This is a genomic window from Acidimicrobiia bacterium, from assembly GCA_009694375.1.
Lineage (GTDB): Bacteria > Actinomycetota > Acidimicrobiia > Acidimicrobiales > VFJN01 > VFJN01.
Map to the genome: position 1 here is coordinate 32507 of SHVB01000007.1, position 19377 is coordinate 51883.

General features: G+C 66.8%; 19 protein-coding genes. 17 read left to right on the forward strand and 2 right to left on the reverse strand.

The features are described 5' to 3' along the window. The first annotated feature begins 3 nt into the window (after positions 1-3). The 14 genes from EXQ71_06275 (at position 4) to EXQ71_06340 (ending at position 13539) form a co-directional block, all read left to right on the forward strand. The gene (locus tag EXQ71_06275; GenBank protein ID MSO87111.1) at positions 4-1425 is read left to right on the forward strand and encodes a UDP-N-acetylmuramoyl-L-alanyl-D-glutamate--2,6-diaminopimelate ligase; all 1422 of its coding nucleotides are present in this window, start codon (positions 4-6) and stop codon (positions 1423-1425) included. Beyond that, positions 1419-2453: a phospho-N-acetylmuramoyl-pentapeptide-transferase gene (locus tag EXQ71_06280; GenBank protein ID MSO87112.1), complete on the forward strand. Its 1035-nt coding sequence runs from the start codon at positions 1419-1421 to the stop codon at positions 2451-2453. The genes EXQ71_06275 and EXQ71_06280 overlap by 7 nt, the downstream gene beginning before the upstream one ends. Beyond that, entirely contained in the window at positions 2342-3775 is a 1434-nt protein-coding gene (murD, locus tag EXQ71_06285; protein MSO87113.1) for a UDP-N-acetylmuramoyl-L-alanine--D-glutamate ligase, read from the forward strand. The genes EXQ71_06280 and murD overlap by 112 nt, the downstream gene beginning before the upstream one ends. Then, the gene (gene ftsW / locus EXQ71_06290; protein ID MSO87114.1) at positions 3772-5019 is read left to right on the forward strand and encodes a putative lipid II flippase FtsW; all 1248 of its coding nucleotides are present in this window, start codon (positions 3772-3774) and stop codon (positions 5017-5019) included. Before murD ends, ftsW begins: the two co-directional genes overlap by 4 nt. Beyond that, on the forward strand, positions 5016-6131 hold the full coding sequence (gene murG / locus EXQ71_06295) for an undecaprenyldiphospho-muramoylpentapeptide beta-N-acetylglucosaminyltransferase (GenBank protein ID MSO87115.1): 1116 nt from the start codon (positions 5016-5018) through the stop codon (positions 6129-6131). The genes ftsW and murG overlap by 4 nt, the downstream gene beginning before the upstream one ends. Further along, complete coding sequence (gene murC / locus EXQ71_06300; GenBank protein MSO87116.1) at positions 6013-7515, forward strand: UDP-N-acetylmuramate--L-alanine ligase; 1503 nt, start codon at positions 6013-6015, stop codon at positions 7513-7515. Before murG ends, murC begins: the two co-directional genes overlap by 119 nt. Further along, a complete protein-coding gene (murB, locus tag EXQ71_06305; GenBank protein ID MSO87117.1) occupies positions 7512-8453 on the forward strand; it encodes a UDP-N-acetylmuramate dehydrogenase in 942 nt (313 codons plus the stop codon). The genes murC and murB overlap by 4 nt, the downstream gene beginning before the upstream one ends. A gap of 2 nt (positions 8454-8455) precedes the next feature. Then, a complete protein-coding gene (locus EXQ71_06310) occupies positions 8456-9253 on the forward strand; it encodes an FtsQ-type POTRA domain-containing protein (GenBank protein ID MSO87118.1) in 798 nt (265 codons plus the stop codon). A gap of 127 nt (positions 9254-9380) precedes the next feature. Further along, positions 9381-10457: a cell division protein FtsZ gene (gene ftsZ, locus EXQ71_06315; GenBank protein ID MSO87119.1), complete on the forward strand. Its 1077-nt coding sequence runs from the start codon at positions 9381-9383 to the stop codon at positions 10455-10457. Then, the gene (locus EXQ71_06320; GenBank protein MSO87120.1) at positions 10454-11080 is read left to right on the forward strand and encodes a laccase domain-containing protein; all 627 of its coding nucleotides are present in this window, start codon (positions 10454-10456) and stop codon (positions 11078-11080) included. The genes ftsZ and EXQ71_06320 overlap by 4 nt, the downstream gene beginning before the upstream one ends. Positions 11081-11082: 2 nt before the next feature. Next, positions 11083-11730, forward strand: a complete 648-nt coding sequence (locus tag EXQ71_06325) for a YggS family pyridoxal phosphate-dependent enzyme (GenBank protein ID MSO87121.1) — start codon at positions 11083-11085, stop codon at positions 11728-11730. A 31-nt stretch (positions 11731-11761) separates the two neighbouring features. Further along, positions 11762-12301, forward strand: coding sequence for a DUF552 domain-containing protein (locus EXQ71_06330; protein ID MSO87122.1), 540 nt, complete (start codon positions 11762-11764; stop codon positions 12299-12301). Positions 12302-12310: 9 nt separating this feature from the next. Continuing rightward, the gene (locus EXQ71_06335; protein MSO87123.1) at positions 12311-12553 is read left to right on the forward strand and encodes a YggT family protein; all 243 of its coding nucleotides are present in this window, start codon (positions 12311-12313) and stop codon (positions 12551-12553) included. A 47-nt stretch (positions 12554-12600) separates the two neighbouring features. After that, positions 12601-13539 carry a DivIVA domain-containing protein gene (locus EXQ71_06340; GenBank protein ID MSO87124.1) on the forward strand — a complete coding sequence of 313 codons (939 nt, stop codon included), beginning with the start codon at positions 12601-12603 and terminating at the stop codon, positions 13537-13539. Here EXQ71_06340 and EXQ71_06345 read toward each other — a convergent pair. Continuing rightward, positions 13536-16634 (reverse strand): isoleucine--tRNA ligase, encoded by a 3099-nt coding sequence (locus tag EXQ71_06345; GenBank protein MSO87125.1) that lies wholly within the window; start codon positions 16632-16634, stop codon positions 13536-13538. The two genes, EXQ71_06340 and EXQ71_06345, sit on opposite strands and share 4 nt — an antisense overlap. Positions 16635-16764: 130 nt before the next feature. Between EXQ71_06345 and EXQ71_06350 the strand changes: the two genes are divergently transcribed. From EXQ71_06350 to EXQ71_06360, 3 genes are read left to right on the forward strand one after another with little or no spacing between them, the layout of a single operon-like run. After that, the gene (locus EXQ71_06350) at positions 16765-17487 is read left to right on the forward strand and encodes a hypothetical protein (GenBank protein ID MSO87126.1); all 723 of its coding nucleotides are present in this window, start codon (positions 16765-16767) and stop codon (positions 17485-17487) included. After that, a complete protein-coding gene (lspA, locus tag EXQ71_06355; GenBank protein MSO87127.1) occupies positions 17438-17971 on the forward strand; it encodes a signal peptidase II in 534 nt (177 codons plus the stop codon). Before EXQ71_06350 ends, lspA begins: the two co-directional genes overlap by 50 nt. Continuing rightward, entirely contained in the window at positions 17968-18888 is a 921-nt protein-coding gene (locus EXQ71_06360) for an RluA family pseudouridine synthase (protein MSO87128.1), read from the forward strand. Before lspA ends, EXQ71_06360 begins: the two co-directional genes overlap by 4 nt. Before the next feature lie 7 nt (positions 18889-18895). On the opposite strand, the gene EXQ71_06365 is transcribed toward EXQ71_06360, so the two are convergent. Beyond that, a complete protein-coding gene (locus EXQ71_06365; GenBank protein MSO87129.1) occupies positions 18896-19345 on the reverse strand; it encodes an Rrf2 family transcriptional regulator in 450 nt (149 codons plus the stop codon). Positions 19346-19377 lie beyond the last annotated feature (32 nt).

Sequence of the window (19377 nt, forward strand, 5' to 3'; positions counted from 1 at the left end):
GCGGTGCGACTCGACGCGCTCCTCGCCGCCACTGCTCAGGTCACCGCCACCCTGGTCGATCCCCGCTGGGGTGCCACGGAGATCTCCACGGTGATCCAGGACAGTCGGGTTGCTACCCCCGGCGCGCTATTTTGCTGTGTGCCCGGTGCCCACGTCGACGGACATGATCTGGCGGCGACGGCGGTAGGGGCGGGAGCCGTCGCGGTACTGGCGGAGCGGCCTCTGTCGTTGGGGGTACCGGAGGTGATCGTTCCCTCCGTGCGCGACGCCATGGGGCCGGTGGCCGCCGCTTTCTGGGGACACCCGTCGAGCGACCTGACGGTGATCGGCATCACCGGCACCAGTGGCAAGACCACCACGGCCCATCTGCTCGCCGCCGTGTTCGAGGCGCACGGGTGGGGCACCACGGTATTGGGCACGCTCAGCGGCACCCGCACGACGCCGGAAGCACCTGAGTTGCAAGCCTTCCTGGCCGGGGAACGAGATCGGCGTCGCCAGGCCATCACGATGGAAGTGTCTTCCCACGCCCTGGCGATGGGGCGGGTCCGGGCCACCCGGTTTGCGGTGGCCGTCTTCACGAACCTGTCCCAAGACCATCTCGACTTCCACCACGATCTCGACGACTACTTCGAGACCAAAGCCGGTCTATTTACCCGGGAGTACTGCGATGTGGCGGTGGTGAACATTGACGACGAACGCGGACGCGAGTTAGTGCGGCGGAACCTGGTGCCCACCGATGGGTATTCGATCCTTGACGTCGATGCTCTCGTGGTCACCGCCGACCGGTGTTCGTTTCGGTGGCGTCAGGCCGAGGTGGAGCTTCCCCTCGGGGGGCGCTTCAACGTCAGCAATGCCATCGCGGCGGCGGCCACGGCGGCGCAATTGGGAGTGCCGATCGAGGCGATCGTGGCCGGGTTGGGTCAGGCTCAGCCCGTGGCCGGGCGTTTTGAATCAATTGATGAAGGCCAACCGTTCTCGGTACTGGTGGATTACTCGCACAAGCCGGGAGCCTTGACGGGGGCCCTCGACGCCGCTCGCGACGCGGCAAGGGGGGGCAGGGTGCTGCTGGTATTTGGCGCGGGTGGCGATCGGGATGCCAGCAAACGGCCCCTCATGGGCGCCCTGGCGGCCCGCATGGCTGACCGGGTGGTCATCACGACCGACAACCCGCGCAATGAGGACCCCGACGCCATCATCAGGGACATTCAGGCCGGGATCACCGACTCGTCCAACGTGCGCGTGCAAGCCGACCGAGCGGCCGCCATTTTCGAGGCCTTGAGTGAAGCGGTGCCGGGTGATGTGGTGCTCATCGCCGGGAAAGGTCATGAGACCGTTCAGGTGGTGGGCGATCAGGAGTATCCCTTCGACGACCGGGTGGTGGCCCGCCAGGTGCTTTGTGAGCTTCGGGAGGCCCACCGGTGGTAGCGCTCCTCATCACCGCCTGCCTGGCGGCGGGCGTCGCCATCATCGGCACAAAACTCCTCATTGATGTCTTGCGCGCCCGGAGTCTGGGACAGCCCATCCACGAGGACGTACCGACGGGCCACACCATCAAGGCCGGTACTCCCACGATGGGTGGCGTGGCCATCGTCGGAGCGGCGCTGGTGGGGTACATCGCCGCCCATGTGCGCAGCGGTCTCGTCTTCACCCGTTCGGGATTGCTGGTCATGGCCTGCATCGCGGCGGCGGGTCTGGTGGGCCTGGTCGACGATCTCATCAAGGTTCGGAACGAACGAAACCTCGGGCTCAGTAGGCGAGCCAAGACGGTGGGTCTGCTGGTGGTCGCCGTCTCCTTCGCCGTGCTGTCGGTGCGCTGGACCGATGTGGAGACCACCTTGTCCTTTACCCGTTGGGACTATCCCGGCTGGGAGTTGGGTGCGAGTGGATGGTGTGTGTGGGCCGTCCTGTTGATCTACGCCACCACCAACGCGGTGAACCTCACCGATGGTCTCGACGGTTTGGCCGCGGGGTCGTCCATCTTCGCCTTCGCCTGTTTGATGGTTATTGGCTTCTGGGCCTTCCGTCATTTCGAGCAATACCAGGTCAGCCACGCGCTCGATCTGGCCGTCGCGGCCGCCGCCATGGCGGCGGCGTGCGCCGGTTTTCTCTGGTGGAACGCGGCGCCGGCGCAGATATTCATGGGCGACACCGGATCCCTGGCGATCGGCGCCGGATTAGCGGGGCTGGTGCTGATGTTGAACACCCAACTTCTCCTCCCCATCGTGGGTGCTCTCTACGTCACCGAGTCGTTGTCGGTCATTCTGCAGGTGGGTAGCTTCCGGCTGTTCAAGCGGCGCATTTTCCGGATGGCTCCGATCCATCATCACTTCGAGTTGGGGGGATGGCCCGAGACCACGGTCATCATCCGCTTCTGGCTGATCGCCGGCGCCTGCTCGGCGATTGGGCTCGGGTTGTTCTATGCCGACTTCATCAGCATCGGTGGACTCGATTGAGCGGCTACCTCGTCGTGGGACTCGGGCGCACCGCCCAGGCCGTGCTGCGCGCCCTGTTGACCCACGGCGAAAGCGCAGTGGTGGTGGACGATCAGTCCACCGTCGAGGGTCGGGCCCTGGCGAAGGATCTGGGGGTGCGCCTCGTGGAGGCGCCGGACCAGGGGGACTGGCCGAGACTGGTGGCGGGGATGGCAGCGGTTCTCCCCAGCCCTGGGGTGGCCGATCACCACCCCGTCTTTGCCGCCGCCCGAGCCGCAACAGTGCCGGTGCTCTCGGAGTTCGACCTCGCCCAGCGCTGGGATGATCGTCCGGTGGTGGCTATCACCGGCACGAACGGTAAAACCACCGTGGCCGAACTCACTCGATCGATGCTGGAAGCGTCCGGACGGCGCGCCGTGGCGGTAGGCAATCTGGACGTCCCGCTGGTGGCCGCCATCGCCGACCCGGCCATCGACGTGTTTGTGGTGGAGGCCTCGTCGTTTCGGTTACTGCACTCCCAGGACTTCGCGCCCGGGGTCGGCACCTGGTTGAACATGGCACCCGACCACCTCGACCACCACGCTTCCCTGGAGGCCTACACCGCGGCCAAGGCACGCCTCTGGGCGCGTCAGACCTCGAGCGATGTGGCGATCGGGAACGCCGATGATCCCGTGGTACAGGAGCACTTGCGCCGGGCCGCGGGGCAGCAGGTCACCTTCGGCCTCGATCCCTCGGCGCAGTATCACCTCCATGGCGACGATTTGGTGCTGGCAAACGGTGAGGTGGTGGCCGAGGTGAGGGAGTTGGCCCGGGCGTTTCCGCACGACATCACCAACGCGTTGGCGGCGGCTGCCACGGCCTTTCACGGTGGGGCCACCTCGGTGGGGATACGCCAAGCACTCCTCGCGTTTCGGGGCCTCCCCCATCGCGTCTGCCTGGTGGGGGAGGCTGGGGGGGTGCGCTGGTACGACGACTCCAAAGCCACTGCGCCCCACGCCACTCGCGCGGCGGTGCGGAGTTTCCCTTCGGTGGTGCTGATCGCCGGGGGGCGCAACAAAGGTCTGGACCTCAACGAACTCGCCGCCGATCGCGCGCACATCCGTGCCGTCGTGGCGATCGGGGAGGCTGCCCCAGAGGTGGTGGCGGCGTTCGAGGCGGTGCGACCGGTGTACCCGGTGGGCTCGATGGACGAGGCGGTGGCCGCCGCCGCTGGTGTTGCGGAGCCAGGTGACGTAGTGCTGTTGTCGCCGGGCTGCGCCTCCTTTGACTGGTATCAGTCCTACGGGGAACGAGGCGACGATTTCGTGCGGGCCGTCGCCGCGCGGCTGGAGGACTCCCGATGACGCCCCGCCGTACCTCGCCCTCCCGGAATAAGGCTCCAGACGATGTTTGGGTGTCCCGCCGTCGGCACCCCACGGCGCGCCCCACACCCACCGTGGCTCGTTCCAACCTGTACACCTGGCTCGTTGGCTTGATCGCCGCGCTCAACTTTGTGGGTCTGATGATGGTGCTCACGGCGTCGTCGGTTTCGGCCTTCGACACCTACGGATCGTCGTGGTATATCGCGCGCTTACAGTTCCTCTGGGTGATGGCCGGAGCGGTGATCTGTCTAGGCGTCAGTCGTTTGGATTACCGCCGATGGCGGAAGCTAGCGGTGCCCATGTTGGTGATGTGCATTTCTCTCCTCGTCTTGGTGTTGGTGCCCGGGGTGGGGGTAAAGGTGAACGGTGCCCGCCGCTGGTTTGCCTTGGGGCCGCTCCACCTTCAGCCTTCCGAGTTGGCCAAAATCGCCCTCGTGTTGTTCCTGGCCAACCTGCTTGATCGCCGTGTGCGCCGCATGGACGACTGGCGCGCAACGGTGAAACCGACCCTGGTGGTGTTTATCGCCATCGCCGTGCTGCTGATGCTCGAGCCCAACCTCGGCACCACGCTGGTGATGGGGATTGTGGTTCTCTCCATGTTGTTCGCCGCCGGTGCACCAGTGCGTCCCTTGGCCATCGTGGCCGTCACCGGATGCGCACTGGCCACGCTGTTGGCGGTCGTCGCCCCCTATCGGATGGCGCGCGTGATGGCCTTTCTGGATCCCTGGGCCACCTATAAGACCTCTGGGTACCAAAACATCCAATCGCTCGTCGGCGTGGCCTCGGGGGGGCTGACGGGTACGGGCATCGGCGGTAGTCGGGCTAAATGGGGGTTTCTGCCCGAGGCGCACACCGACTTCATCTTCGCCGTCATCGGCGAGGAGTTCGGGCTTATCGGTGCGCTGGTGGTGGTGGGCCTGTTCGCGGCCCTGTGCGTCGTGGGGGTTCGCGTCGTCATCCTCGCCCCAGATCGCTTTGGTTCCCTGGTGGCGGCGGGTATCACCGTGTGGTTCGGGGCCCAGGCGTTCGTCAATATCGGCGCGGTATTGGGACTCCTGCCCATCACCGGTTTGCCCCTGCCCTTCGTGAGTTACGGCGGCACCGCCCTCGTGGTGAGCATGGCCTCGGCGGGCATACTGCTGAACGTGGCCCGGCAGGCCCAGGCGCCCCTCCAACCGGGGCAGATCAAGCCGCCCCGGCGCCGGGTCTCGGCGCCCACGCGGTGACCGATGTCGCCACCTTCGCCGTCGTCACCGGAGGGGGCACCGCCGGTCACATGAATCCGGCTCTGGCGATCGCCGACGCACTGGTGGCCGCCGGTCACCGGGCCGACACCATTCATTACGTGGGAAGCGAGCGGGGGATTGAGGCCACGCTGATGCCCACCACCGGCTACCCCACAACGCTGTTGCCGGGGCGGGGGATCCAGCGCCGACTTACGGTGGCCAATGTGCAAGCCGTCGCCGGACTTCTCGTGGCGGGGTTCAGGGCCATGCGTCTACTCGGTCGGCTTCGACCCCAGGTGGTGGTGGCGGTGGGCGGCTACGCCAGCGTGGCGGTGGGGGTAGCGGCGGTACTTCGGCGCGTCCCCCTGGTGGTCGCCGAACAAAACCTGGCTCCGGGAGCGGCGAACCGGTTCCTGGCCCGCTTTGCCAAGGTGGTAGCGGTGGCTTTTCCCGGCACCCCCCTGCCCCGAGCAGTAGTCACCGGTAATCCCGTTCGCCAGGACATCACCGCCCTACCTCCTGGACGTGATCGGGCCGCCGCCCGCCGAGCGTTCGGAATTGGCGATGACCGCCAGGTGGTGCTGGTGTTTGGCGGTTCCCTGGGTGCTCGCCGTTTGAATGAGGCGGTGGTGGCAGCCCTGCCGATCTGGCGAGATCGCGCCAACCTCGCGGTGCACCATGTGGTGGGAAGTCGCGACTGGGACACGATCCGTGCCACCACGCCCCCTGTATCGGGCGCGCTGGAGTACCGGCAGGTGGTCTACGAGAAGGACATGCCCAGTGCCCTCGCCGCCGCGGATCTGGCGGTGTGCCGTTCGGGTTCGAGCACCTGTTTTGAGCTGGCGGCCGCTGGCCTGCCTGCCGTGCTGGTTCCCTCGCCCTTTGTCACCGCCGACCAGCAGACGAGCAATGCCCGGTACCTCGTGGAGGTCGGGGCGGCGGTGATGGTGCCCGACGGTAACTTCGATGCCGCGCGTCTCGTGGCCGAGGTGGATGCCCTCTTGTCCGATGAGGAACGTCGGATGGCGATGGGACGTGCGGCACTCACGCGGGCGCGGCCTCACGCCGCCGCCGCTATCGCGGCTCTTGTGCAGGAGCATAGCCGTGGTTGAGGGGCTCGATCTCGGGTCGCCCCGGCGATTGCACGTGACCAACGTGGGCGGAGCCGGGATGAGTGGCCTCGCCATACTGCTCGTCGAGATGGGCCACTCGGTCAGCGGCCACGATCCGGTGCCGGATACGCCGTTCCTGGCGGCGGTGGCGGCCATGGGGGTAACGATCCACACCGGGGCCAGTGGTGCCGACCTGCGGGGTGTTCACGCGCTGATTACCTCTACCGCCACCCCCGCCGATCATCCCGATGTCATCGCCGCCACGGTGGCGGGAATCCCGGTATTGCACCGCTCTGATGCCCTGGCGGCGATCTGTGGCCGACGCTTCACCATCGGGGTAGCCGGTACCCACGGCAAGACCACCACCTCGGCCATGTTGGCCACGCTGCTGGTGGGAGCGGGGCGGGCGCCGGGCTGGTTGGTGGGGGCACGCGTGGCCGCGCTCGGGACCAGCGCGGCCTGGGGGGGAGCAGGGCCGTTGGTGGTGGAAGCCGACGAGAGCGACGGGACGTTTCTTCGCCTCGGCGCCGATGCGGCCATCGTGACCAACGTGGAACCCGATCACTTGGAACACTGGGGGGGCGAGGTCGAACTGCGTGCTGGTTTTGAGCGTTTTGTGAAGGCGGTGGCTGGTCCGGTGGTGCTGTGCCTCGATGATCCGGGTGCTGCCGCGCTGGTGGCGGCCGCTTCTCACCCGGTGACCTACGGCACCGATCCCGCCAGCCACTACCGCCTCGGCCCCATCCGCCCGCAGGCCACGGGGGTGGGGTTCCGCTTACATCATGGCGATACCGAATGTGACGTGGTGGTGCCGGCGGCACCGGGGGAGCACAACGCCCGCAACGCAGCCGCCGTAATTGCGATGGCGCACCAACTCGGCCTTGGTCTTGCGGACGCGGTCGGGGCGATGGCGCGCTTTAGCGGAGTGGCCCGGCGCTTCGAGGTGCGCGGGGAAGCGGCCGGGGTGGTGTTCGTGGACAGTTACGACCATCTGCCCACCGAGGTGCTCGCCGCCTTAGCGGCCGCCCGAGCGGGGAACTGGCGCCGGATCGTGTGTTGTTTCCAACCGCATCGCTTCAGCCGCACGGAGGCGTTGTGGCCCACCTTCGCCGATGCCTTCGGTGATGCCGACGTACTCGTGGTCACCGATATTTACCCGGCGGGTGAACTTCCTCGGCCCGGAGTTACCGGTGAACTCGTGGTGACGGCGGTGCAGCAGGCCCATCCGGATCAGGAGGTGATCTGGCAGCCTTCCCTCGATGATGTCGTGGCGTACCTAGGAGACACGTTGCGCGACGGTGATCTCTGCCTCACCCTCGGCGCCGGTGATCTCACCACCGTGCCCGATCGCCTCTTGGCCCTGCTCGACGAGCGTGCGAAGTGAGCCCTCCTGGCGCGTTGGAAGCCGCGGCGGCTCTCCTGGGCTCTCGCGCTCAGACGGAGGTGCCGCTCGGAGCGCGCACCACCTATCGGGTTGGCGGGGCGGCGGCGCTGCTGGTCACCGTCAACGATGAGGATGATCTGGCGTCGGTGAGTGAGACGGTGCGGGCTACCGGGGTGGAAACCCTCGTGGTGGGGAACGGGAGCAACCTGCTGGTGGCCGACGGGGGTTTCGCCGGGCTCGTGGTGGTGCTGGGGGAGGGCTATGCCGGCGTAGAGGTAGAGGGCACCACGGTGCGAGCCGGTGGGGCGGCAGCGCTGCCGGTGGTAGCCCGGCGATCGGTGGCGGCGGGGCTCACCGGCTTCGAATGGGCGGTGGGTGTTCCCGGCAGCATCGGCGGGGCCGTGCGGATGAACGCCGGCGGGCATGGGTCCGACATGGCCGCCACGCTGGTTGGGATCCGCGTCGTGGACCTCCAAACCGGTGAGGATAGGAAGGTGTCGGCTGCCTCGCTTCTGTTGGATTATCGGCAGTCCTCGATTGCCCCGGCGCATCTCGTCGTGCACGCCGAGATGCGCTTGGCTCGCGACGACGAAGCCACCGGTGCGGCCACGCTGGCGGAGATCGTGACCTGGCGACGGGCCCATCAGCCCGGCGGCACCAACGCAGGCTCGGTGTTCACCAATCCCCCGGGCGACTCGGCGGGTCGATTGATCGAGTCAGCGGGCGGTAAAGGTCTTCGAAGGGGTACCGCCGTGGTATCGACGAAGCACGCCAACTTCATCCAAGCCGACGACAAGGGTCGGGCCGATGATGTGTATGCCCTGATGCTGGCGGTGCAGACGTTGGTGAGGGAGCACGCGGGAGTGGAGCTACGGCCCGAAACTCACTGTGTCGGTTTCGGTCCCATCCCTCAACCTATACCTATGGTAGAGGGTTAGGGATGGGCACCGCTACGACTCGGCGTCCAAGTTCGGCGATCGACCCTCGGATACGGGCCCGTCGGGTGGAGGTGCAGCGTCGGGTGGGTCAGCGTCGACTGCAGCGCGTCGTCGAAGTGGGCCTGGTGCTCGCGGTGGTGGCGGGCTTCGTCGTGGCCCTGCGCTCCCCGCTGCTCGATGTGGACGACATTCGTGTGGCCGGGGGTGCTCACACCAGTAGCGAGGCGATCGTCGACAACCTCGGCCTCACCACCGGAAGCCAGCTCATGGATGTGGATCTTTCTTCGGCGGGCGAGGCCGTGGCGCTCCTGCCGTGGGTGAAAGAGGTGTACCTGCACCGGGGCCTCGACGGCGTGATCGAGGTGTCGATCAGCGAACGAACGGCGGTGGCGGTGGTGGGAGAGGCGGCGGAGGCCTCCCTGGTAGACCGCAGCGGCCGGATCCTGGCCCCGGCGGCCTCCGATGCCGCGTTGGCGGGTTCCCTCGTGCGGCTCAGGGGGGTACCGACGGGGCGCCGGGTGGGGGAGACGATCGGGGCCGGCTCGAGCGATGCGTTGGCCCTCGCCGAGCGTTTGGGCACGGTGGCACCGGGTTTGGTGGCGACGGTGAATATGGGCGACGAGGTCACCGCCACCCTCCTGCAGGGCGGGACGGTGCGTTTCGGCACGGCCGATCTACTGGAAGCAAAGGTTCGATCCCTTCGCACCGTGGCTGAACGCGTGGATCTCCGTTGCTTGGCGGAACTCGACGTTCGATTGCCGGGAAGTCCGGTGTTGACCAGGGTGGAAGGGTGCTCGTAATCTTGATTCTTTCCGCAGGGGTCACGTTCGACTTCACCTCGACGGTTAGGGGCGGCTCCAGCGTTGGGCCGTGCGTTGCGCGACAGTGTGGACCGAAGTGGAGTCATACATGGAGGTAACTAGTTCGATGGTCGGAAACCCGCAGAATTATCTAGCGGTCATCAAGGTCGTGGGGATCGGCGGTGGCGGTGTCAACGCCGTGAACCGCATGATCGACGCCGGTCTCAAGGGCGTTGAGTTCATCGCCATCAACACCGATGCGCAGGCGTTGCTCATGAGCGACGCCGACGTGAAACTCGACATTGGTCGCGAACTCACCCGTGGCCTGGGAGCGGGCTCCGATCCGGAGATCGGCCGCCAGGCCGCCGAGGAGCATCGCGAGGAGATCGAGGAGGTGCTCAAGGGCGCCGACATGGTCTTCATCACGGCGGGCAAGGGCGGCGGCACCGGGACCGGTGGTGCCCCGATTATTGCCGAGATGGCCAAGAGTCTCGGGGCGCTCACCATCGGCGTAGTCACTCGCCCGTTCGCCTTCGAAGGACGCCGCCGCTCGGTCCAGGCGGAGCAGGGCATTCAGCGACTGAAGGAGAAGGTCGATACCCTCATCGTTATCCCGAACGACCGCCTCATCAGCGTCTCGAACGACAAGACATCGATGCTCAACGCCTTCAAGATGGCCGACGAGGTCCTCCTCCAGGGCGTTCAGGGGATCACCGATCTCATCACCACGCCGGGTCTCATCAACACCGACTTCGCCGATGTGAAGATGATCATGACCAACGCCGGATCCGCCCTCATGGGCATCGGGTACGGGAGCGGCGAGGGTAGGGCACTGAACGCCGCCCGCGGCGCCATCTCCAGCCCGCTCCTGGAGGCTTCCATCGAAGGGGCACGCGGCATTCTCCTCACCATCGCCGGCGGCAGCGATCTGGGCCTGTTCGAGGTGAACGAAGCCGCCGAGGTGATCCACGGTGTGGCCCATCCCGACGCCAACATCATCTTCGGCACGGTCATCGACGACGACATGGGCGATGAGGTTCGGGTGACGGTGATCGCCGCCGGCTTCGATCGATGGGACGAGCAGAATGGCCGGGCCGGCGGTACCCGTCCGGCCAGTCCGGGAGTCGGAGGGGGCAGCGTGTTTGCCGACGACGACGACGATGGCGACGACGATGACTTCGACGTTCCGTCCTTCCTCAAATAGCCCTGCTCGTTCCGCGATTCGCCTGGACGACCCGGGCCGAGGGTGACCAGGCCGGTGATCTTCGCGCCGCCCATCCCACCTGGACCTGGTTGCGACAGGTGCACGGAAATCGGGTGGTAGTGGTAGCGGCCCCGGGTGACCATGCCGGAGCGGCGGCCGACGCCGCCGTAACGGCCACGGCGGGCTGTCCGCTGGTGGTGCGTACGGCGGACTGTCCGCCGGTGGTTCTGCTCGGTGAGCGCAGCGTGGGGGTGGTGCACGCGGGGTGGCGCGGTTTGCGCGGCGGAGTGGTGGAGCAGGCGGTGGCGGCGCTGGTGGATCTTGGAGACCCGCCGCGAGTGGCCCACATCGGCCCTTGTATTCGCGTTGAGTGCTACGAGTTTGTTGGGTCAGAGCGACACGAGATGGCCGCCTTGTACGGATCAGCGGTGCTGGGCACCACCGCTACCGGCACCCCCGGGTTGGATCTGACTGTCGCGGTGATCGCCGCGTTGCAGGCGGCGGGCGTGGCGCAGGTGGAGGACACCTCGGGGTGCACGGCCTGTGATCCGCGTTGGTACAGCCACCGCAAAAACGGCGACGCCGAGCGCATGGCGACGATGGCTTGGCTGGAAGAAGCGTGAGCATCGCGACCGCCGCCGGCGCGGTGCGGGAACGGATTGCCGCCGCCGGGGGAGACCCGGAGGGTGTACGTCTGGTGGCCGTCACCAAGGGCCACTCCCTGGCCACGGTCCAGGCCGCCACTGCGGCCGGCTTGATGGACCTCGGGGAGAGTTACGCCCAGGAACTCGCCGCGAAAGCCGAGGCCGTCCAGGTCGGGGTGCGCTGGCATTTCATCGGTCGATTGCAAAGCAACAAGGTGCGACGAATCGCCCCGTTTGTGTATTTGTGGCACTCGGTTGATCGCCTGTCACTGGCGGCGGAGATCGCCCGCCACGCGCCCTCGGCGGCGGTCCTGGTGCAGGTCAATGTGACGGGTCTCCCTCAGCAGGCCGGTTGCTCCCCGGAGCAAGTGGCCGCGCTGGTAGAGGGGTGCCTGGAGTTAGGGCTCGAAGTGCGCGGTCTGATGGCAATCGGTCCCCGGGGACCGGACACGTTGGTACGAGCCTCGTTTGCCTCGGTGCGGGCCTTGGCCGATCGACTAGGGCTGCCGGAACGCTCGATGGGCATGAGCGGAGATCTGGCGGCGGCGGTGGCCGAGGGGAGCACGATGGTGCGAATCGGGACCGACCTGTTTGGTCCGCGTGACGGCGCCTCGGTCGTGGGACAGTAGTGTCGTAATCTCAAGAAACCGAGGGGCTTCGATGTGGCGAAAAGCAATGATCTATCTGGGTCTCGGTCCGGACGAAGAGTACGACGACTACGAACCTGCCGATGAGCGCCCGCCGGAACGTGACCGACCGGCACCCGCCCCCAGCCGCTACCCCCCGAGCCGGGAAGACCCTGGCCAGTCGGCCCCGGTCCAGGGCTCAGTGCGCACGATTCCCAGTGTGCGCCCGCAGGCGTCGGGCACCGGCGGTGATCCGGCCCGTCGGCCCCAGACTGCGGTAGTGCGACCACTGCCGGCGGAAGCCGCGGTCAAGCCTGAGGTGATCGCTCCCGCCACGTTCAACGACACCCAAGAGGTGGCGGACCGGCTCAAAGAGAACCAACCGGTCATCTTGAATCTGGAGAACGTCGACGGCCTCCTGCGTCGTCGCCTGATCGACTTCGCCGCCGGTTTGGTCTATGGGATCGGCGGTCACATGGAGAAGGTGAGCGCCAACGTCCTGCTTCTCTCGCCCGCCAACGTCTCTGCCGAAGATCGCCTGCGCCTGCGGGACCACGATTACCTCGACGGCTGAGCGCGAGCCATGGACTTCATCTGTCAACTGTTGAATTTCTATCTGTGGATCATTTTGGCGCGCATTCTGTTTTCCTACGTCCGCTCCACCCCCGGCACCGCGCTGGCGAGCGTCAACAACGTGATCCTGACCCTCACCGAACCGGTGCTGGGGCCATTGCGTCGCGTCATCCCCCCGGTGCGGATGGGGGCGGGGGCCATTGACCTTTCTCCGATCATTGTCTTCGTGGGCATCCTGTTGATCTGCGGCTGATCGAAGTTGTCCCCCGGCCACCTCGATCGTTGACTACGCTGGAGGGCATGGACGTAACCCCGCAGTTACTGAACGACGTTGAGTTCCGCGAGGCGAAGCGGGGTGGTTACAACACACAGGACGTGGACGAGTTTCTCGAACGCCTGGCGGTGGGCCTCGAGCGCCAAGACTCCGCTTTGCACGAGGCCCTCCAGCGCGCTGGGAGTGCCGAAGCCCGCATTGTGGACGCCGAGCGCCGGGCGGCGGAGGCCAATGATCGGGCCACCGCAACCAGCGACATGGACGAGACCTTGAAGCGCACGCTGGTGCTGGCGCAGCGCACCGCCGATGCCGCCATTAAGGAAGCTGAGGAGCACGCCGCTCAGACGTTGGCGGCTGCCACCGATCAGGCGAGTCGGATGTTGTTCGATGCGCAGGAGGCCACCGCCCGGGCCCGGGCCGATGCCGATGCCGAAGCCCGCCGTGCCCAAGAAACCGCCCAGAGCCTGGTGGTGGCGGAGTTGCGTGAGCTGGAGTTGGCGCGCGATCAGTTGCACGGAGACGTAGACATGCTGCAGCGACACCTCTCTGAGCAGCGGGATCGATTGCGTCTCACCACCCGTGAACTCCAACGACTGCTTGATGATCCGGCCTCGTTGCGGGAGGTAGATCTTCCCGTGCTGAGCCAGAGTTCGCCCAGCACCCCAACCTTCGATCCCGCCCCGGCTCCTATTCGGCTGGCGCCGGTGGAGGCGGTAGCGCCTCCCGAGGCGGTCACCGGGCCAACGCCCTCGCCGGCCTACGCCGATAGTCCCGACCCCATCGATGTCACCGATCTACCCACTCAAGCCACTGATGTGCTCGGTGATGACGATGCGTACCTGGCGGAACTTCGCAAAGCGATGACCGACGAGTCGCCTCTTGGTCCCCGGGAAGACGACGAGATTGGTGGCCTGTTTGACCAAGCCCCGGAGACAGATCGTCCCCGCTTCGGTCGTAAGCGCTAATAGCTGTCGTCGCGGCGGAGGGCGACTATTACCGCCTGATCGTCGATGGTGATCTCTGATGCCCCCGGTCCAGGCTCTCCGGCATCCAGGGAGGTGGCCAGTACCTCCCCGGCGATCCACGCGCCGTGGGTCTGTAGGGCGCTCATTACGATGGGAGGGCCCGCCAGGGTGATGCGCACTCGGTCGGCGATTTCCAGACCGAGGTCTTTGCGAAGATCGTTCAGGGCTCGTACCAGTTCCCGGGCGGTGCCTTCCTGGCGGAGTGAGTCATTGAGCTCGAGGTCCAACGCCACCGCCCAGCCACTGTCTTCCGCGAGGGCGAAGTCGTCGTGCCGCGTGGCGCGTAGTTCTACCTCGGCGGCCTCGAGGCGAATGCCCCCCACCTCGATCCAGCCTTCGGCCTCGAGGTGACGCTGCAGGGCCGAGCCGTCGGCCGTGGCGAGGGCGGCTTTGACTTCGTTCACCCGGGGGCCCAAGCGCGGTCCCAGCACCCGGAAGTTCGGTACGACGGTCCAGGTCAGTAGGCCCGAGAGGGTGTCCACGTCTTCGAGGGTCTTGACGTTCAGTTCCACGGCGATCTCCTCGAGCACGTCGGGGGTGAGGGTGGCGCCGGGGTGCAGAAGGAGGGCACGCGACAGCGGTTGGCGGGTTTTCACCTTGGCGTCGGTACGAGCGGCTCGCCCGAGAGCGACCAACCGGCGAGCCGCCGCCATCGAACGGGCCAGAGTCTCGTCGCGCCACCCGCCGGGGCTGGGCCAATCGGCGAGGTGGACCGAGGGGCTACCGGTGAGGGTGGTGTGGAGTTGGTCGGCGAGGAACGGGCAGAAGGGGGCCAGCAGTTCGGCCACCGTGACGAGACAATGGTGCAAGGTGGCGTGGGCCACCGGATCGGGGGCCTTCCAGAAGCGGGGACGACTGCGTCGCACATACCAGTTGGAGAGATCGTCGATGAAGGTGGCGAGGCGGGCGGAACTACTGAGGGCATCGAAGTCGTCGAGAGCAGTGGTCATGGCCGAGACGGTGTCGTCGAGTTCGGAGAGCACCCAGCGGTCGAGCACGTGGGCCGGCGCAGGGGCATCAGGCCCGGGTACCCACCCATCGAGATCGGCGTAGGTGGCATGGAAGGAGAAGACATTCCACAGGGTCACGAGGGTCTGCCGGGTGGCCTCGCGGATGCCGTCCTCGGACACCCGACGGGGCGACCAGGGCTGGCCGGCGGAGAAGAAGTACCAGCGCAGCGCGTCGGCACCGTAGGTGGAGAAGATGTGCCAGGGGTCGATGACGTTGCCCTTGGTTTTAGACATTTTGGCGCCGTGCTCATCCACGATGTGGCCAAGACACACGACGTTTCGGTAGGGCGTCTCACCGAACACCAGCGTGTTGACGGCGAGCAGTGAGTAGAACCAGCCGCGCGTTTGGTCGATGGCCTCACAGATGAAGTCGGCCGGGTAGGCCGGTAGGGAGCCATCGCTGGCAAAGGGATGATGGTGTTGGGCCGAGGGCATCGAACCGGAGTCGAACCAGGCATCGAGCACCGGCTGGAGGCGACGGGCCGAACCCGAGCAGCCCGGTTCGGTGCAGGGCAAGGTGATGGCATCCACGAACGGCCGGTGCAGGTCGACTTCGGTGAGGTCCCGTCCCGATCGGTCCGACAGTTCCGCCACCGAACCAATACAGGTGTCGTGGTGGCAGTCGTCGCAGCGCCAAATGGGGAGGGGGGTTCCCCAGTAGCGGTCGCGCGAGAGGGCCCAGTCGATGTTTCCTTCGAGCCACTTTCCGAAGCGCCCGTGCTTGATGTGTTCGGGATGCCATCCGATCGTCTCGTTCTGTTCGATCATCTCGGCGCGGCGGTCGGAGGTGCGGGCGAACCACGAAGTCTTGGCCCAGTAGATCAAGGGGGTATGGCAACGCCAGCAGTGCGGGTAGGAGTGTTCGTAGGCCTCCTCCGCCACGAGCAGGCCGCGGGTGGTGAGGTCGGTGATGATGTCTCGGTCGCTGTCCTTCACGAATCGACCGGCCCAGGGGCCGATGCGGTCGTCGAATGTGCCGGTTTCATCGACAGGGTTCAGCGTGGGAAGACCCTCGGCCCGGCCCACAGCCGCGTCGTCCTCGCCGAAGGCGGGGGCGAGGTGGACGATGCCCGAGCCGTCGGCGTCGGACACATAGTCGGCGGCCACGATGCGCCACGGCTGGCCATCGGTTGCCTCCAGATAGGAAAAGGGCCGGTCGTAGCGCCCGCCCACCAATTCGGTGCCGGTCCACGACCCGAGCAAGGGGGCATCGGGATAGCGGCGCCCGGCGGCGGCGGCCCCCAGCAGCAAGTCGCGTCCGCCGGCGGGATCGGCGATGCGGACATAGCGCAACGCAGGGCCCACCGCGGCGGCGACGTTGGAGACGAGGGTCCACGGTGTGGTGGTCCACACGAGGAGATCAGCACCCTCCACCGGGCCGGTGGTGATGGGGAACCGCACGTACACCGAGGGATCGACAACGTCCTGATAGCCCTGGGCCACCTCGTGGGAGGACAAGGCCGTGCCGCAGCGAGCGCAGTACGGACTGACCCGGTGGCCCTCGTACAACAAGCCCTTGTCCCATAGTTGTTTGACCAGCCACCAGACCGACTCGACGTAGTCGTTGCTGAGGGTCCAATAGGCATCATCGGTATCGATCCAGGTGCCGGATCGGGTGGTGAGCGCCGACCAGTCCTCGACGTAACGCGTGACGGAGTCGCGGCAGCGCTGGTTGAAGGCCTCGATGCCGAAGGCCTCGATCTCGGGCTTGGTGGACAGCCCCAGTTCCTTCTCCACCTCCAGTTCCACCGGCAGGCCGTGGCAGTCCCATCCCCCCTTGCGGGGGACGGCATGGCCACGCATCGTTTGGAAGCGGGGGTAGAGGTCTTTGAAGGCGCGAGCCCACACATGATGCAGGCCGGGCTTGCCGTTGGCGGTGGGTGGGCCCTCGTAGAACACCCACGGCTTGGCCCCCTCGCGGCTGCGGCGAACCTGCTCCACCACGTCCTCGTCGCGCCAGCGGGCGAGGACGGCGGTCTCAAGGCCGACGAGGTCGAGGTTGGGGTCGACGGGGCCGAATGGCATCAGCGCAGGCTACCGGGCCGCCGGGCAGGCTCGGTGCGGGGGAGCGGTAGGTTGTTCTCCGGAGCGTCCGTGCCTAAGATGCGCCACCCTTTCCGGACACCGGCGGGGCTTCGACAGGACGGAAGTGAACGTGGCAACCAAGGCACAGGCCAGTAAAGCTCCGGCGAAGAAGGCCGTGGCGAAGAAGGCCGTGGCGAAGAAGGCCGTGGTGAAGAAGGCGCCGGTGAAGAAGGCGGTGGTGAAGAAGGCGGTGGTGAAGAAGGCGCCGGTGAAGAAGGCGGTGGTGAAGAAGGCGCCGGTGAAGAAGGCGCCGGTGAAGAAGGCCGTGGTGAAGAAGGCCGTGGTCAAGAAGGCCGTGGTGAAGAAGGCCGTGGTGAAGAAGGCGCCGGTGGCTCGTCTGGTGGCATCACCGCCCCGCCTGGCCGAAGTGAATGCCCTCGGTGCCCGTTCCGCCCGAAAGGCCCCAGCCAAGCGCACCGGTCAGTTGGACAAGTTCCTCCTCGACCAGGTGGAGGCGCTCAAGGCAGAGCGAGCCGTCTACGTTCATCAGGCCGCCACCCTCAAGGCCGAGGCCGACTCGTTGGTGTTCGAGCGAGATCCCGGCGATGTCCAGTTCGATGAGGAGTCCGGGGAGGGCGACACCATTGCGGTGGAACGCGAACGAGACCTCACCCTCAGCGCTCAGGCACTGATCGCCGTCGAAGACATCGACACGGCCCTGGTCAAGATCAAAGACGGTGTCTACGGGTGGTGTGAGCAGTGTCACGCCACCATCCCGAAGGAGCGCCTGCGGGCCCTTCCACATGCTGCCCTGTGCGTGCAGTGCAAGAGCGCGGGCTTTTCCCGTCGCTGAGTCAGTTACCGCTCCGGCCTCCTATCCGGGTCTGGCCTTTGGGGCGGCTGCGGCGGTAGTGGTGTTGGATCAACTATCCAAGCAGTGGGCCCTCTCGGCTCTCGCCGATGGCCCGATCCGCGTAGCCGGGCCGATGGATTTGCGCCTGGTGTTCAACCCCGGAGTGGCTTTCGGTATCGGGAGCGGCGGCGGGTGGGCGCCGGTGATCGTGCTCGGGGGGCTGGCCGTTATGGCGGTGGTGGCGGTGCTGGCCTGGCGGGCCGACAACCGTGCTCGGGCGCTGGGCCTGGGCATCATCCTGGGCGGGGCGCTCGGCAATCAAGTGGACCGGGCCCTGCGAGCCGGCAATGGATTCTTTGGTGGGCAGGTGGTGGACTTCGCGGACCTGGGGTGGTGGCCAGTGTTCAATCTGGCCGACGCGGCGCTATGGATCGGGATTGGTTTGCTCGTGTTGTCTTCTCGGGGTGCGGCGGAGCCAGCATGATCGTGAGCGACGTCGTGCCCGAGGCGATGGCGGGTGAACGGGTGGATCGCATCGTCGCCATGATCACCGGGATCAGTCGGTCTGAGGTGGCGGAGTTGGTGTCGGCCGGGGTGGTGTTGGTAGACGGAACGGTGGTGGGGTCGCGCTCGGCGCGGCTCCGCGCCGGTGCGGTGGTGGAGGTCGATGTGCCGGATCGGGCCGAGGCGGCCCGTCTGGTGCCCGAACCCGGCTTGGTCGTGCCGGTGGTCTACGAGGACCACGATTTGTTGGTGATCGACAAGCCTGCGGGTCTGGTGGTGCATCCGGGGGCCGGTCAGCGCACGGGCACCCTCGTGCACGGTCTCCTGGCCCGCTATCCCGAGATCGTGGCGGTGGGAGTGGACGCAGCCCGGCCGGGCATTGTTCACCGTCTCGATAAGGGCACGTCGGGATTACTGCTGGTGGCCCGCACCCCCGCGGCCTATGAGGCCCTGGTGGCAGCGCTGGCGGCTCGGTCAGTTCACCGCCGGTATCGGGCGCTGGCGTGGGGCACCTTCGATGCTGTCCGCGGCCTCATCGACGCTCCCATCGCTCGATCGATGCGAGAACCAACCCGGCAGGCCATCGACGCGCGGGGCAAGGAGGCCCGCACCCGCTATGAGGTCCTCGCTACCTTCACCGAGCCGGTGGCGGTGACCGAACTTGCCTGCACCTTGGAGACGGGTCGTACCCATCAGATCCGGGTGCATCTGCGCTCGATCGGTCACCCGGTAGTGGGCGACAACCGCTACGACGGCGCCCGCCAGTCCCTCCCCATGGGCCGACCCTTCCTCCACGCCGAACTCCTCGAACTGGCCCACCCCGTCACGGGGAACCCGCTGTCGTTTTCCTCGCCCATTCCCGCCGACCTCGTTGAGGTCCTCGGCCGCTTGCGCTGAGGGCTCCTTAGCCCAAGATAGGGTCGGGCCAATCGGCCTGCCCTCGGGACATGGCCACGATGTCGGCCAGGGTGAAGCTGTCCAGGTGGGTGCGGATGCGACCACTGATCCCGGCCCACACGGCGAGGAGGACGCATTGGCCTTCGTGGTCACAGGCGCCGTCCTGGTGGGGTTCGCCGAAATCACCCAGCCCAATCGGACCATCGACGGCCGACACGATCTCGCCGAGGGTGATTTTTTCCGGCTGGCGGGCGAGGGTGTAGCCACCGCCTACGCCGCGTTTGGAATGCACGAGGCCGGCACCTTTGAGAGCAAGGAGGATCTGTTCGAGGTAGGGCTGGGGTAGGCCGGTGCGCTCCGCGATATCTCGCACAGAAGTGGGGCTGGTACCGTCGGGTTGCAGGGCCAAGGAGACAAGTGCTCGGCTGGCGTAGTCACCCCGGGTGGACACCTTCACAGGCCCAACCCTAGGGCAGGGGGCGCGGTCAC

Bases quoted from the DNA above. Each gene is read 5' to 3' on its own strand.
- EXQ71_06310 (MSO87118.1), top strand. From the start codon at position 8,456: ATGGGCACCGCTACGACTCGGCGTCCAAGTTCGGCGATCGACCCTCGG.
- EXQ71_06345 (MSO87125.1), bottom strand. From the start codon at position 16,634: ATGCCATTCGGCCCCGTCGACCCCAACCTCGACCTCGTCGGCCTTGAG.
- EXQ71_06360 (MSO87128.1), top strand. From the start codon at position 17,968: ATGATCGTGAGCGACGTCGTGCCCGAGGCGATGGCGGGTGAACGGGTG.
- murC (MSO87116.1), top strand. From the start codon at position 6,013: ATGCCCTCTTGTCCGATGAGGAACGTCGGATGGCGATGGGACGTGCGG.
- ftsW (MSO87114.1), top strand. From the start codon at position 3,772: ATGACGCCCCGCCGTACCTCGCCCTCCCGGAATAAGGCTCCAGACGAT.
- lspA (MSO87127.1), top strand. From the start codon at position 17,438: ATGCTGCCCTGTGCGTGCAGTGCAAGAGCGCGGGCTTTTCCCGTCGCT.
- EXQ71_06330 (MSO87122.1), top strand. From the start codon at position 11,762: ATGTGGCGAAAAGCAATGATCTATCTGGGTCTCGGTCCGGACGAAGAG.
- EXQ71_06335 (MSO87123.1), top strand. From the start codon at position 12,311: ATGGACTTCATCTGTCAACTGTTGAATTTCTATCTGTGGATCATTTTG.
- ftsZ (MSO87119.1), top strand. From the start codon at position 9,381: ATGGTCGGAAACCCGCAGAATTATCTAGCGGTCATCAAGGTCGTGGGG.
- EXQ71_06340 (MSO87124.1), top strand. From the start codon at position 12,601: ATGGACGTAACCCCGCAGTTACTGAACGACGTTGAGTTCCGCGAGGCG.
- murD (MSO87113.1), top strand. From the start codon at position 2,342: ATGGCCCGAGACCACGGTCATCATCCGCTTCTGGCTGATCGCCGGCGC.